This is a genomic window from Priestia sp. SB1 (assembly GCF_038898415.1).
The window spans coordinates 22,667-36,735 of the sequence record NZ_JBBJSS010000013.1 but is presented as its reverse complement, the minus strand read 5'-3'; the positions used below and the strand labels follow the sequence as shown (position 1 = coordinate 36,735).

Sequence of the window (14,069 nt, the reverse complement as noted above, 5' to 3'; positions counted from 1 at the left end):
ATTATTTGACCATAAATTATTCTAAATATAATACCAATAAAAGAGAGAACAGCAGCTATTATGGTAATACGTAAAAGCTTGATAAAAATCACACCTTTTTATTAAGTGTATTACCGTTTTTTAACATATTCAAAAGACTAACAAGTAAAAATTAGTATTTTGAATCGTTCACTCTTCCTAGAACGCGTTTCATGTTAACTTAAAGTGTATATTATAAGCTGATTAAAAGTAGATAAGAATACTGTTCGTGAACTAGCCTCCAGGTGTTGAACTGTGTCTAACACCTGAAGGCTAGTTCATTTTAGTTAACTTATATTTAATTTTTATCTTTAATTAGGGTTAATTCATTCGTTTGAGATATTAAATCAATTTTTTTAGGTCCTTTTTCATAATAAGTAGAGGCTCCTTCTCGATCTTTCTCCTGCCATCCTTTTGATTTAATTACTAATTTATATCCTGATGGTATCCCATTTTCTTCAGAAGCTTTAGACCAATCATACATGTCTACACGTTCGTTTTCTTTTACTAACTGTGCATTTTCAGGTACAGGGAAACCAGAGAATTTATCAGATGAGACATATCCATGGAATGTAACAAAGTAGAAAATCACTGCCCCAGTTAGTACTATTCCTGTAAGAGTAATTATCGTATTCTTTTTCAATTTAGGCCTCCCTTTCATATCCATCTATTTTTTGAGTAAGAAGAGTTATTTGTTAATTTATAAAGAAAGAAACAAAACCAAAAATAAGTACAATTGCTAACGAAGATGCCAGCATCCACCAGGCGAACAAACTTATAGAATTTTTTAAGTTCATTGCTTCTTGCCAAGATACTTTAAAAGATCTTTCGTTCAGTTTGTACCGTTTGATTTGAACATACTGAAAAATGTTCAGGATTATAGAAAATATAAATAGTATAAGTACAAAAGTTAGTACTTGGTTGTTCATCTTTTTTCACCATCCAATATATAGTAGTCTTCATATATATTACGTTAAAAATTGTTAAAAGTTTCTATATTTTAGTTCTTTATGTTAAAAAGATGGAGATTTAAATGTTTAAATATTGATTTTATGCAATATTAAGGTAAAGTGTTTCTGAGAGGTGTTTTTATGAAAAAAATGATGATTTTTTTGATACCAATGCTGTTAATCTTTTTCGTCTTTTCATCACAAATCTTTGGAAAAGATCTATCTGCCTTCATCTTCACAGGAATAATTTCTATTATCTTTGGCAGTATCATTGGATTAATAGTTCAATTAATAATTCAACTAACAAAAACAAGTAAGAAAAAGAATCTATAAAGATAGATTCTTTTTCTTACTTGCAATCACAATCGTACTAGGTCATCATATATTATTAATAAAAAACGGCTGTATATCCTAAAAACGCTAAAAATAATACAGAAGCTTGTATAACTAACCCTACTGTACTGAGAACTCCTCCAGTAACAGCAATGCTCTTGCCTCGTTCTCTAGTGGATTTCATTTCTTTCATGCTCTTTGTGCAAAAAACAATTCCTATTACGCCAAAGATTAAACCAATATAAGGAACAATCATTGATAAAACGCCAAATAGAATTGAGATAATAGATTTGCTATTATTTCGTGTCATGTTTCTATCTCCAATAAGTTAATGATTTTTCTATACCTGCTTATTTTCGTTTACGCTTTATGATTGAAAGAATGTACCATCCAATACTAATTACTACCACTATAAATACTAGTTGTGCGCTTGCTGCACCTAAATCAAACATATTTTATATACCTCATCACTAATTTATATGTAACTGCTCTATATTAACATAATTTAATAATTTTAGAAGTTTTTAGATTATTATTAGATAAGATATAATTAATCATTTTCGAAGGAGGAAACAAAATGAAAGAAAGCATTCGTTTCTTTATACATTATTTAGGTCGATTCATGTGTTTTTTTCTACTTACTGCTTTTTTTCTATATGGAGCTAGTACTTATTTTCCGAATAGTCTAATGAGTATTTATTGGATATCTTTAACTTTATTAGCTACCTTTCTAATCTACAGCTTGTATTTGTTTAAAAGAAGTATATGAAAATGAGTAGAAATTTAACAATTGGAGGCCTATTTGTTTTTATATGCTAAATAATAAGCTATCTATAATGGTAATTAAGGAGAAACTGGATGGATAAGCATTGCTGTTAATTTATGAACTGTCATGCTAATTTTAAGTGTAATATTCATGAGGATCTATTTGAATGCCTGGATAAATTCATTTTATCTGATAAAAGAGAGAAATGAGTGTGGGCTTACTATTCATGATAGTGACGGGTCAGTTGTTGAGATACTATTTTACTCGTGGTATGTTAAAAAGTTATAAAAGAGAACAAAATTCCTAAGAACTTCTAAGACGGATCCTTCTTAGAAGTTTTTTATTTTGGATACAGAGCATTAGGGGCTTACACGCCTTAACAGCAGTGTTATGTACAATCGAATTCCAACGAGATGTTTGTATAAATGTAATTATGTAACTTTTATGTAATTAATTAGTATATATTATAGGGAGGTACGATGAAAAGGCAATATAAATGTTCTAGCCATATAGAATTACTCCACATACAGAAAGTAGGTTAATCTTTTCTAATGAACAAATTGACGTGTTTTTTCACAGATATCATTAACATTTTTTTAACGGTTTTAACTATTATTTTCTTAGCAGCATGGTTTAACCTTTACTACAGTAATTATGTTGCTGATGCTTTAATGGCAAGAGCTATTCCATTATCTATCATATTAAGTTCGTTAATCTTATCGTTAGTATTGTACAACCGCGGAAAATGACAGACTAAAAGCAATAACATGAGATCCTACTATTTTTGACTTTTAGTGTTATCTGAAAAGGTCCGTTATATCAAAGTAATTGTTCGTTATTACAACATGAACAGGGGGCATAACAAGCTTAGGATGATTATTGGGGGAACAAAATGAAAAAACAACTAGTAGGTTTTACGATATGTTTAGTAATAGGTGTAGGGTTAGGAACAATCGCCAAGTATTTAGATACTTTCACTGGTTACGATGGGAATTGGTTAATGAATATTCCTTCGTACTTAGGAGACCTATTTACAAGGTTAGGTATTTGGGTACTAATTGCTACAATTATAGCTGCATACAGCAGAACACAGATCAGCGCTGCTCTTAACACGTCGCTCTTTTTTATAGGAATGCTTATTAGTTATTATCTCTATTCAGCTTATTTATTTGGCGTTTTTTCAACCAGTGACATTATTTATTGGAGTGGTCTTGCACTAGTTTCTCCTTTTCTTGGAGTCATTGTATGGCATGCTAGAAATCATAGAAGGCTAGCCTGGACTTTACCAGCACTACCTATCGCATTTATGTTAACTCTTTCGCTAGGCTTAGGGTTCTTTTATATCGTATTAAATCACATTGAAGAATTAATAATGTCTGTTATTTTGTGCTTGATCTTTTACCAATCTCGGAAGCAGTTAGTAGTAATCATGTTTATTTCCTTTGCTCTTTCGTTTGTTATCAAACAAATAAGCCCATTTCATTTTTGATTTCAAAAAGGTCAGTGTTTTATGGCAAGTAAAGTTATATTCCAGACGCCGTGTAAAATGTAATAATACTTTTCTCTTTTTTTCATGCAGTATCATAGGGGGGAAGAAGTTTATCTAATCTATGCTTATATTATTTAAATCCTTTTATTGAGAGCATTTGTGTACGCTACAGCTTGATGTAAGCTTGCAAAGGTTTTAACATGATCAATCTTAATCCCTAGGCCTACCATTGTTTGAGCAATTTCTGAGCGTATACCACTAAGCACGACCTTTACTCCTATAAGTCCCAAACCATCTATAACTTTGAACAATTGATCTGCTACCATGGTATCAATAATAGGGACAGCAGATAAATCCATAATGAGCCAAGCTAAATGGTACTCACTACTTTTTGTTAATGCGTTTTCTATCAAGATTTGAGCTCGCTTTGTATCCAAATCACCTACTAAAGGTAGAATACCAACTGTTTCAGTCATACGAACAATCGGCACAGAAAGCTCATCGATGGCATACTGAGCATATTGGATGTTTTGCTTATAATCGTTAAGATAGGACTTACTAATATATTGTATTACGCAATCGATAATTGCATTAAAGTGGGAGAATACAGAATAAAACTCTTTAATGGAGATATCTTGTTTATCTAATTCATCTAGTATTATCTCTCCAATGATGTCCCGGTAGTAACTAATTTCTTCTAAAGCAAGGTTTAAAGGAAGGTCACGTTCTACTAGTACGTTGGCCATTTTTTTCGCCCAGTTTTTAATGAGATTGGCAGCTGTTTCTTTATCTGAGACAACGGAGTGAGCGTAAATCGTTAAAAGGTCAATTCGAAAAGGTGTTAGTTCTGTATGAATATGATGAAACTCTGCAAGGTCTTGTCTCTTCTTATCTGCAAGTTCTTCTTTTTGTTGAATAATTTTATCTTTAACAGTTTGTAATTGTTGGATATTTAGTAATTTCACAAGGCACTTCTCCTCAGAGTTATAATATATAAGGTATAAAAAAGCCTTCTACCTTTTAAAGGAAGGAAGGTTGGCTCTTCATTGTACCACACGTTATTACCTTTTAATGACTTATAACTAGTTTAGGAAGCAATTACCTACCTTTTGAAGGAGCTGTTATGGATAAATTCCATAATCTTTGTAAGTGCAAATAGAATACTCTACATTTTAAAGCTAAAAAAAGAGAAACTCCTAACGATTCAGGAGTTTTTCTTTTTGATAATACAGCTATATTTTCCTGTTATTAACATTTTGATAAGTTGTTTTCAAGCTTACATATCCATTTATAGCACCCTAGTACAATTAAGAGGAGAACGGGATCAATAATGGCTGAGTAACCTAAATTCCACCAACCATAATGAAAGTACCCCCAGGGTTCAGGAAGTAATGTAACAAGCTCATAAAGTAAAATACCTACTAACCAAAAGGTAAAGTAGCAAATTTGTTTCTTAATAGGTCTTTTAAAAGGGTACCAATTAAGAAACATCATGTTGACGGGTGGAAGCAATACAGTATGGACAAGAATTCCTTTCCAATCAGCTTGCTTTGTAAAGTACCAGTAGGCATGATATTTCAAATCAATAAAAACATCAAACATATGTTGAAAAGCAATAGTAAATGTCCAAATATGAAAAATCTGGTTCCCTGTTAATTTTTTATTTGTGATAAATGCAATTAAGTTAAATAAGATAATAGCAATAGCAAGTCCAATCATATCTTCTAGGGTCCTTTTCAGCCTAGAATAAGCATATATCTCTGGATATAAATTCTCTTTAGGCTAGTTTTTATTATGAAAAGCATTGCAATTTAACTGTAGAATCTATTGCATGACATATGAAAAAAAAGAGATGGTCTCTCCTCAGAAAGAGGCAATTTTCAGCGATTTTTTATAATTTCTCCATAAAATATAATTTGATTCAAATCGGGGAAAAGTATTCTTTAACTAAATTCTCTTTGCTACAAAAGTGAAAGTAAGTGTTTTAAGAATACTTACAGATTGATTTCACATACTAAAAGCAAATGATATCTATAAGGAGATAAGTACATGAGAACTGAACATAATATTAAATTGAGTGCTGCAGAAATTGCACAACTGTGGTCATCTTATATGAATAGTAGCATGTGTCACTGTTTATTTACGTATTTTTTAAATGTGGTGGAAGATACTCAAGTACAAACTATTCTAGACAAGGGCTTAGAGTTAACGCAAATCCATTTACAGAAACTAACTACTATTTTTCATAAAGAGAAATTCCCCTTACCACAAGGCTTCGTTGTAAAAGAAGACGTAAATACTACTGCTCCGAAATTGTTCTCTGACAGCTTCATGTTATATTTCAGCTATAGTATGGGGGCCATGGCTCTTAATTTTTACGCTGTTGCGAAGGCAGCATCTGTACGATCGGATATAGATACCTATTTTTCTGAATGTATCCATGAACTTAGTGAATTTGATAGTCTAACTAAAAATTTATTATTGTCAAAAGGGTTATTCATCCGTTCACCGTACCTAAGTCCATCTCAAGAAGTAAAGTTTGTTAAGGACCAAAGGTTTATGTCTGGTTGGTTCGAACACAAAAGACCTCTATCAGCAATCGAAATCACAAATCTTTTTTTAAACTTGCAAAGGAACGCTATGGGGAAAGCTGTAATGATAGGATTTAGTCAAGTCGCCCAGTCAAAGGAAGTAGGTAGGTTTATGGTACGTGGAAAAGAGGTTGCCTTTAAACATACAGAAATATTGGGTTCTGTATTGAAAGACGATGATTTGCCAGTGCCTATGACTTGGGATAATGAGGTAACGAATTCAAAAACTCCTCCTTTTTCCGACAAAATGATGATGTTTATGACGACAGCTTTGATTGGTCTTAGTATAGGTTTATATGGGGCATCAATGGCAACCAGCATAAGAAAAGATATTTCTGTGGATTATGTTCGTTTGGCTGCAGAAATCGCTAAGTATGCTGAAGATGGTGCTAAGATTATGATAAGCAATGGTTGGATGGAGGAACCACCACTTTCCGAAGATCGTGACACATTAGCTAATACGTAAACGACAAGCCATAAAGATAGTACAAAGAGGTTAACTATAATAACGAAGGTCCTTATTCCCACTAGAGAAAAGATAGACTATGTATGAATAAGCAAATTAAAAACTATTGACTTGTGAAAGAAGATAGTTTTTAATTTTCGGCTTTATCCAATGATACCTCACAGATTCTTAAGTAGTTTAGGCATTTAGGGTATAAGGTATTCGTATAGATATTTCAACATGTGTGAATAATTTATAGATCATTATAACAAACGAAATACATAACTAAAAAGATAACTGTTTTTATATAATTTTAATTTTAAGTTATTTACAAGAGTAATATTTAATGTACTTTATTAAAAATAGTTATACCTTTTACACACCTTGTAGAAAAACGTTGTATTTTCCTACTTATATATACTAAATATACAGTTTTATGACAACTGATACAAAAACGAAAGATATAACATTATTTATATAAATACAATTTAATGTTATTAATAAGAGTAATAGTTAACATACTTTATTAAAAATAAAGTTAAGTATTACACATCTTGTAGAAAAACTTCTTATTTGTCGTCACTAACTGTAAATAGTAAAACTTTAATAATAAATGAAATAATTTAATATTTACTTAACGAATAATAACACGTAGACAAGGTTATTTTCCATAAATATAGTGAATGACAACATTTTTTTAAAAGGTATATGTATATGAATCTACAAATCTGGCTAGACTAATAACGTATTCCCCCTATTCCAATAAATTTGAAAACCCTTTGTCTATATGAGCAAAGGGTTCTTTTTTTATGTAAATATTTATTAAGGCGCAAACCCTTGAAAACTGACAGCAAGATAGATACCAAACGAAAGAGCACATAAGGAAACAAAATGTAATGTTAAAAAAGGGATTTTCTGTTTACCTTTGATAAAGAAAGAATAAATAAACCCGAGTATTGTAACTAAAGTTAAAATAGGCACAATAATCTTAATAACAGTACCAAAAGCGTCTGCTGTAACAACTGATAAAAGAAAGAACCCAATTATAACTACATACAAGATTATTGAAGTAACTAAAGAGGCTATTGATACCTTTAAAGAATCTTTTAAGAATTTCTTCATTTAAATTCCTCCTATTTGAGCACTTCACATTCACCATAATATAAATATAAGAGGGGATAATTACCTTTTAACTTTCACTAAAATTCATTGCGAAAAAAAGCATACCTAACATGATAAGAAGTGGAATTACAACAAAAGAGGTCAAACTAAAATATTTCATTAGCCCTTTTTCATGTTTTCCAAAAGCTATTACTCCACATAAAAAGCCCACAAGGTAAATTACAATCCCTATACAAAGAATATTTGAGCTATATATTGGTGTGAAATATTGTCCTACCCCAATAACAATTCCAAACAACGATAACCACAATGAGTATTGACTAAAACGTTTTTTCAAGTTGACCCTCCAAGAACTAAATATATGGCTAATAATACCATTTATTCACCTGTTAGTTAATATAAAACTAATTACAGGAAAAAATATCCTTATCAGAAAAAATATCTGTTATGATAACAATATAATCTTCTCTAAAGGATGAAGTCTATGAAGGAGTTTTTATCAAGTTTTTTACTTATAACAAGTTGGCTTATATTTGCTATAAGTGCCTATTTGTTTGTTAGTGTTTTAATCGCACCTTCCTATGCATTTATTCCTTTTTGTAAGGTGGTAGGTGCTGGATTAGTTTGTTTTTATTTATCAAAAAAGCTAAATAAAAAAACTAAAGTTAACTAGGTTTAGTCTTTATATAATATACATCCGTAGACTAGACAAGAAGGGTGTGTTCATTCAGTGACATTTAAAGAGATTTTGCCATATCATGCGTTAACAGTTATTAGCTCTAGCGTTTCTTATTCCATATTTCTTATCGTCATTGAGCCTAGTTATAGAGCTGTTATTGCATTTTTCATGATCTCACTTATTACAATCATTCCTTATTCTGTTGCAGCCGTATCACTGCAGCTATTTCTAAATAAATGGCCCAAGAAGTTCAATATTCTCTACTTATTTATCTATTGTGTCGTAGCAACCCTATTCCTTTATATCTCTTATAAGCTTCAAGGAAATTGGTCTGATCCAATATGGGATTATCGTAAAATGCTTATATTTGCAGTAGGTGCAGCCATCATATACTGGTTTTGGGATTCCGTTATCATGAACAAGAAAGAATATCCTTATTATTAAAATTCAAATCTATGTTAGCCAATCTACATAAAACGGATTGTAAGAAGCATCTAAAAATAAACGCACCCGCCTAAATGAAAGGTGAGTGCGTTTATTTAATCTAATAATTCCTGATTTAATATTTATGCTTTTAATTGTTTAATACCTTCTTTTACGTTCCATACAATAACACCAAACGTAATTAGAAAGATTGCAATTGTACAGCCACTAACTAATACAGAATTAGGTGTCTTTGTTCCAGCTAATTTAGCAGATATGTAATAACCGATTGCTATAACAATAAGGGCTAAAGTCGGTATTAAATGAGATATAAATGCTCTCTTTCCATGCTTCTTCATTTCCTTATAACCAAATATCAGTGTAATAAGTGGAAAAACAAGTGGAGCGAAAAACAAACTAAAATAGTTTAATGCCGATAAAAGACTACGATTAGAGAACATACCCGTTCCTCCTTTCACTTTGATCTTACCTTGTAAAGAACGATCTCCCTTTATTAACTCATCAAGACTAATTTCAAATAGTTCACTTAGCATTATTAGGTTTTGAATGTCAGGGTATCCTTTTCCACTTTCCCATTTATAAATCGCTTGTCTAGTCACATTCATTTTTTGACCTAACTGCTCTTGTGAAAGATTTTCGTTTTTACGTATCTTTCTAATCTGTTCAGCAAGTTTCATCTTAGCTGCCTCCTTCATAATTAGTGTATGGTTTTAATCAATATAAAGCGATAAACCCTTGGTATACACATGACAACGCTTAGTTTACATTGAAAAAAAGCCCACTTTTCATTGAGTAATTTTGGGTGAAATAAAAAGCAAACCTTTAATTAAAGATCTGCTTCTTTTCTTTGCTCTTTTTTCTTGAAAATACCAATCAATAACACTACAAGTCCTATTACGAAAATTACGGGAAAGATATACCACATTATTAAGGCTGCCCATCCGTTTTCTGCAATAACTGCGTATGTTAAACCAATTGCGAAAGATAAAAATGGTGCAATGGTCAACATTAGCGCTATTCCCCAAACAATGTATTTTCTTTTTTTCGTTTTTCCCTTGCTTAGCTGATAAGCTATCATCGCTCCTATGATGGCAATTCCATAACCTACTACAAATGGCATTCTACCATTCCTCTCTTCTTAATTCCTATAATTTTATAATAATGGTAATTAGAGTAACAATAAAGGTGATTACTGATTTAGAGTTATTATTGTATATCTTATATAAAATTAGTTATTAAAATGGTACGTATCGGAAACGAAAGAAAAGCTTATAGAAGTATACTTCCCTAAGCTCTTCTTCGTTACAAGTCCCTACAAACTCAGTATTTATCAACTACGGCTCCTAAACTAGCTGCTTTAACATACGGTTTATTACGTAAAGGAAGAATCTCTTCTTTTGCTCCTGTAACTACTACGCCTATAATTAATCCATTTTCTTGTCTGTCTTTTAGACTTTTGACTTCCCCTGGATCTGTTTTTTGGAGCTCATTTAAAAAGTCTGCTTCTGTTTTGACTTTATTACTCGTTAGTTTTACTCCTAGTTGTGGTGATGGTTTAGAAATACCTAATAACCATCGTCCACTTTCTGGCTCACCTCTGTACCCAGTAGACTTTGCATATTTATAGTTATAGTTATCTACCCAATACCATGTTTGGTGAGCAGATGTAGGCAGCATCTTTTGTACTTCTTTCAGTGTGTAATTTTTATCAAAAGATATGGCCATCTCCATATATTTATCATTTGGATAATCTTTAATCATGTCAAAGTCATTCGCATACACCTTATACTTATACTTAGGTACGTAGAATAGCATCTCACGTTGTCCATTAGGAATATGATACATTGTAGTGTCATTAACAATCGTACTGTGCGTTGAGAAGGATGCATTAAAGTTTCCATTTAAATCGTACGTTATTTCTTCTGTACCCCAAGGTATAACTTTATCTTCAATCACTTTAAATACTTCACTCTTAATCGTTCCCTTTAAAATTCCTGTTGAGACGGTATCCGTGTTAGTAAATGTGTTCGGAGACATCCTTACATGATTTTCTTTAATGAACCGTTCAGTTAGTTTATTTCCTTGTGTATTTATAAAATAATCGTTTCCTTTTATTAATACAGTAATAACAAAACAGACTACGAGTGCTGAGATAAAAACTGTTCGTAAAAATGCTATGTATTTTGCTTTTTTCAGTGTTCTATGTAAAGACTTTTCATCAAAAATGGAATCTAACTCATCATTCTTTTTTTTCATGACATTCTCTCCTATACATTTCTTTAAACGTTTTCCTAGCACGAGCTAAATACGTTTTGACAGCTTCAGGTTTCATATCTACATATTCCGCAATTTGTTTATAAGACCAGTCTAGCTCATACTTTAAAAGAAGTAGTTGCTTAAAGGTGGGAGACACCTTTTGAAGGACTCTTCTTACTAGAAGCTGATTTTCTTTTGCAATCATTATTTCCTCAATTAATTGCTCATTGGTAATAAGGTACTCCTCTACTATTGCGTAATGAGATTTTTTGTTTTTTCGACAATAATCGTAATATAAGTTTATCGCTACTTTGAAAAGCCACGATTTATATTTACCGGTATCAATCGAATCAAGATGAATAAGTAACTTACAAACTGCTTCTTGAACAATATCTTTAGCTGTTTCTTGGTTTGCACCTTGTTTGATTAAGTACAAATAAAGTTGATTCATGACAATTTTTAGCTGATCGTTTGATAACCGATTTTTCAAATGTGTTTTCCTCCTTCTTGTCTTATAACGTATGAGCAGTGAAAAAGTATACAATCATTTCACATTTTTCTACAAAAAAGGAAAACAATTAACCTCTTATTACATGTTTACAGAAAGAATGAGTTAATTCTATATTTCATGCGACATATTTTTGATAATACCTTGTATTAAAAGGTATTCTTTTTTATAATTTCATAAGAGGTGGATAAATTGGAAATTAGTAGAGAAATTTTGAAAGGGCATATTGATACGCTAATCTTATCGCTACTGCATCAACGGGATATGTATGGCTATGAATTAGCTAAGATTGTTCGTGAGAAGAGTGAAGAACAATTTGAATTAAAGGAAGGTACTCTTTATTTGTCTTTAAAGAGATTAGAAAAAAACAATTGGATTTCTTCGTACTGGGGAGATGAACAAGGCCCTGGTGGAAGAAGAAAATATTATAAAGTCACATCATTAGGTACGCAAAACTTTGAAGCCAAGCGTTTAGAATGGCAATTTGTAAAGAAAATGATGGATTCTTTTTTATGGGGAGGCACTAAGTGAAGAGAATAGAAAAATTTGTGGATTCTATGTACCTGAATGTAGAAGGAGATCAACAAGAAATTAATGAGCTGAAAGCAGAAATGACCAATCATCTGTTGGAAGCAGTCCATGAATTAAGAGCAGAAGGCAAAACAGAACAACAGGCCATTGCAATAGCAATTAAACGGTTTGGTGAAGAAAAAGAAATACGAAATGTGATTGGACAATTGTTTGAAATACAGAAGATATTTGCAAAACGCATCCTATACATAGCAATCGTGTGTTTAATTGTAACAATGTCTAGCTTTTATTTTTTTTGGAAAGTGGAAGAATCAACGGCTCAAGGAATATCTGACACAGGTTCATTAATATCCTATGAATTGAAAGATAAAGATGCAATAACCAGAGACATGAAAAGAAAAATAGAAGCTTTAGTAGAAGACACAAACTATGTTTCAGGGGTTACTATTTATAAATCAAAAAATATAATAAGCCGTTCTGGCGAAAATTATATTGAATATCACTGGAAGGGAGTGCAGCCAGATTTTCAATATCAGAGAACCATTTGGGCTCCAAAATGGTTAGGAGCAAACTTTCACACATTTGGAAACGGAGATGAACAATGGTTCGTCTCAATAGATAATAGAAGCTTTAGTCGATTAGAAGCCGCCGTATTGTTTGTGGGAATGACTGTTTACTGGACCCTGTTTACTATTTGGGCAATTATTAATGCCCATCATCAAAAAAGATTACGAATTGGATGGATTTTTATGTTTGTATTCTTTAATGTTCTAGGCTATTTAGTTTACTATTTTACAGCAAAACAAGGTCTTATCCCTAGCAAACATGATGAATTTTATGAGGATTACATTTAGGAGGCACACTTTACGTGGTTTGCTTTTCATTTAGAGTAATAGCTTTTGAAAAACTCGAGAAAGGACTAATGATGAGCTCGTTTGTTCTAATTCTAGTTCTTCTCATGCTAGGTATGCTATTATTCACGCTGGATTTTAATAAAACCTTTTACCGGTAACAACACAAAGAAGAGGAAATTTTAAGCTTTCCTCTTCTTTCTATTTCTGAAAATGAAGCTAGCTATAAGTAAAACCCCAAAAAATATTGTTAAATCAAAAGTTAATGGATCTCCTGCTAAGTTTGTTTCATCTACAATTATACCTTCCTGAAACAATAAAACTGCTGCAATTATTACAAAAAATAAAGAATTGAATAGTATATAGCTAGTTGCTTTAATTCTATTGTTTAAAAACACTACATACATGAAGTTACATACTAAAAGAAGAGCTATTAAATAATAAACCGGTCTAAAAAGTGTAAAAGTATCCCCAAGCATCGATATGTTCCTCTCTATTCATTATCCTGTTTTTAAAATCAATATATTTCCATTTTATCAAATAATTAAGCTTATTTCATCATGTGTATCATATATAACCTTAGCTCACATAATGTAGTTTATCCGCAAAAAAAAAGAGACGGCTATTTAGAAAGTCGTCTCTTTTTTTACTCGCTTTAATTAAATAAATAACGTAACATGAGCTCTCTTGTTTTCTCATAAATCTTATATTCTTCGTACAAATTTGTATAGGTAGAGATTTCTTTTTCTAAAAGAGAATATTGAGGAAAAACTTCAAAAAAAGTCAACTTTAATTCATCAATCTGATTTTGAGGGATTTTCTTCGTTTTACCTTTCAACATATAACTTAAACTGCCAGCAATATTCATCCAATAGCTATTAAAGTCTGCGGTTAACAGGTCGTCTTCATGTAATTTCCCACTAAATTTATCTTGTATTTTACAAATGTCTTCATGAGGAAATGGATGATATAGATCATTATTAAGCTTTTTTAATTCATCCAATATAGTTAGTTTCCCTATATTAAACTCCACCTTTTCTTGTTATGTAGAGCTTTATCTTACCACTGTTTACACAATGTTCAATA

19 protein-coding genes are annotated in these 14,069 nt (G+C 31.4%); 7 read left to right on the top strand and 12 right to left on the bottom strand.

The features are described from left to right. Positions 1 to 316 precede the first annotated feature (316 nt). Both WKH56_RS32090 and WKH56_RS32085 read right to left on the bottom strand, forming a co-directional pair. Entirely contained in the window at positions 317 to 661 is a 345-nt protein-coding gene (locus WKH56_RS32090) for a hypothetical protein (RefSeq protein ID WP_342837438.1), read from the bottom strand. Between the two features lie 695 nt (positions 662 to 1,356). After that, on the bottom strand, positions 1,357 to 1,611 hold the full coding sequence (locus tag WKH56_RS32085; RefSeq protein WP_342837437.1) for a DUF4190 domain-containing protein: 255 nt from the start codon (positions 1,609 to 1,611) through the stop codon (positions 1,357 to 1,359). Positions 1,612 to 2,618: 1,007 nt separating this feature from the next. Here WKH56_RS32085 and WKH56_RS32080 point away from each other — a divergent pair. Further along, positions 2,619 to 2,816 (top strand): hypothetical protein, encoded by a 198-nt coding sequence (locus tag WKH56_RS32080; protein ID WP_342837436.1) that lies wholly within the window; start codon positions 2,619 to 2,621, stop codon positions 2,814 to 2,816. A 143-nt stretch (positions 2,817 to 2,959) separates the two neighbouring features. Continuing rightward, positions 2,960 to 3,556: a hypothetical protein gene (locus WKH56_RS32075; RefSeq protein WP_342837434.1), complete on the top strand. Its 597-nt coding sequence runs from the start codon at positions 2,960 to 2,962 to the stop codon at positions 3,554 to 3,556. Between the two features lie 134 nt (positions 3,557 to 3,690). On the opposite strand, the gene WKH56_RS32070 is transcribed toward WKH56_RS32075, so the two are convergent. Next, positions 3,691 to 4,521 (bottom strand): STAS domain-containing protein, encoded by an 831-nt coding sequence (locus tag WKH56_RS32070; protein ID WP_342837433.1) that lies wholly within the window; start codon positions 4,519 to 4,521, stop codon positions 3,691 to 3,693. A gap of 283 nt (positions 4,522 to 4,804) precedes the next feature. Further along, positions 4,805 to 5,275 carry a hypothetical protein gene (locus tag WKH56_RS32065; protein ID WP_342837432.1) on the bottom strand — a complete coding sequence of 157 codons (471 nt, stop codon included), beginning with the start codon at positions 5,273 to 5,275 and terminating at the stop codon, positions 4,805 to 4,807. 330 nt (positions 5,276 to 5,605) lie between these two features. Here WKH56_RS32065 and WKH56_RS32060 point away from each other — a divergent pair, with 330 nt between their 5' ends. Then, positions 5,606 to 6,613, top strand: coding sequence for a DUF3231 family protein (locus WKH56_RS32060; RefSeq protein WP_342837431.1), 1,008 nt, complete (start codon positions 5,606 to 5,608; stop codon positions 6,611 to 6,613). A gap of 801 nt (positions 6,614 to 7,414) precedes the next feature. Here the strand turns inward: WKH56_RS32060 and WKH56_RS32055 are convergent. Together WKH56_RS32055 and WKH56_RS32050 are read right to left on the bottom strand one after the other, a co-directional pair. Continuing rightward, positions 7,415 to 7,714 (bottom strand): hypothetical protein, encoded by a 300-nt coding sequence (locus WKH56_RS32055; protein ID WP_342837430.1) that lies wholly within the window; start codon positions 7,712 to 7,714, stop codon positions 7,415 to 7,417. A 67-nt stretch (positions 7,715 to 7,781) separates the two neighbouring features. Continuing rightward, positions 7,782 to 8,051: a hypothetical protein gene (locus WKH56_RS32050; protein ID WP_280169181.1), complete on the bottom strand. Its 270-nt coding sequence runs from the start codon at positions 8,049 to 8,051 to the stop codon at positions 7,782 to 7,784. A 147-nt stretch (positions 8,052 to 8,198) separates the two neighbouring features. On the opposite strand from WKH56_RS32050, the gene WKH56_RS32045 reads away from it, so the two are divergent. Further along, positions 8,199 to 8,387 (top strand): hypothetical protein, encoded by a 189-nt coding sequence (locus tag WKH56_RS32045; RefSeq protein WP_080963395.1) that lies wholly within the window; start codon positions 8,199 to 8,201, stop codon positions 8,385 to 8,387. A gap of 57 nt (positions 8,388 to 8,444) precedes the next feature. Continuing rightward, positions 8,445 to 8,837, top strand: coding sequence for a UPF0715 family protein (locus tag WKH56_RS32040; RefSeq protein ID WP_342837425.1), 393 nt, complete (start codon positions 8,445 to 8,447; stop codon positions 8,835 to 8,837). Positions 8,838 to 8,959: 122 nt separating this feature from the next. Here the strand turns inward: WKH56_RS32040 and WKH56_RS32035 are convergent, their stop codons facing one another. The 4 genes from WKH56_RS32035 to WKH56_RS32020 form a co-directional block, all read right to left on the bottom strand. Further along, positions 8,960 to 9,514 carry a helix-turn-helix domain-containing protein gene (locus WKH56_RS32035; RefSeq protein ID WP_342837424.1) on the bottom strand — a complete coding sequence of 185 codons (555 nt, stop codon included), beginning with the start codon at positions 9,512 to 9,514 and terminating at the stop codon, positions 8,960 to 8,962. Between the two features lie 149 nt (positions 9,515 to 9,663). Next, complete coding sequence (locus tag WKH56_RS32030) at positions 9,664 to 9,957, bottom strand: hypothetical protein (protein ID WP_342837423.1); 294 nt, start codon at positions 9,955 to 9,957, stop codon at positions 9,664 to 9,666. A gap of 200 nt (positions 9,958 to 10,157) precedes the next feature. Continuing rightward, a complete protein-coding gene (locus tag WKH56_RS32025) occupies positions 10,158 to 11,093 on the bottom strand; it encodes an anti sigma factor C-terminal domain-containing protein (RefSeq protein WP_342837422.1) in 936 nt (311 codons plus the stop codon). After that, a complete protein-coding gene (locus tag WKH56_RS32020; RefSeq protein WP_342837421.1) occupies positions 11,077 to 11,583 on the bottom strand; it encodes an RNA polymerase sigma factor in 507 nt (168 codons plus the stop codon). Before WKH56_RS32020 ends, WKH56_RS32025 begins: the two co-directional genes overlap by 17 nt. Positions 11,584 to 11,793: 210 nt before the next feature. On the opposite strand from WKH56_RS32020, the gene WKH56_RS32015 reads away from it, so the two are divergent. Beyond that, complete coding sequence (locus tag WKH56_RS32015; RefSeq protein WP_153253235.1) at positions 11,794 to 12,132, top strand: PadR family transcriptional regulator; 339 nt, start codon at positions 11,794 to 11,796, stop codon at positions 12,130 to 12,132. Continuing rightward, complete coding sequence (locus WKH56_RS32010) at positions 12,129 to 12,986, top strand: permease prefix domain 1-containing protein (protein ID WP_342837419.1); 858 nt, start codon at positions 12,129 to 12,131, stop codon at positions 12,984 to 12,986. Before WKH56_RS32015 ends, WKH56_RS32010 begins: the two co-directional genes overlap by 4 nt. 179 nt (positions 12,987 to 13,165) lie before the next feature. Here WKH56_RS32010 and WKH56_RS32005 read toward each other — a convergent pair whose 3' ends face one another. Together WKH56_RS32005 and WKH56_RS32000 are read right to left on the bottom strand one after the other, a co-directional pair. After that, positions 13,166 to 13,462 (bottom strand): hypothetical protein, encoded by a 297-nt coding sequence (locus tag WKH56_RS32005; RefSeq protein ID WP_342837417.1) that lies wholly within the window; start codon positions 13,460 to 13,462, stop codon positions 13,166 to 13,168. Positions 13,463 to 13,638: 176 nt separating this feature from the next. Continuing rightward, on the bottom strand, positions 13,639 to 13,986 hold the full coding sequence (locus WKH56_RS32000) for a YxiJ family protein (RefSeq protein WP_342837415.1): 348 nt from the start codon (positions 13,984 to 13,986) through the stop codon (positions 13,639 to 13,641). Between the last annotated feature and the right edge of the window lie 83 nt (positions 13,987 to 14,069).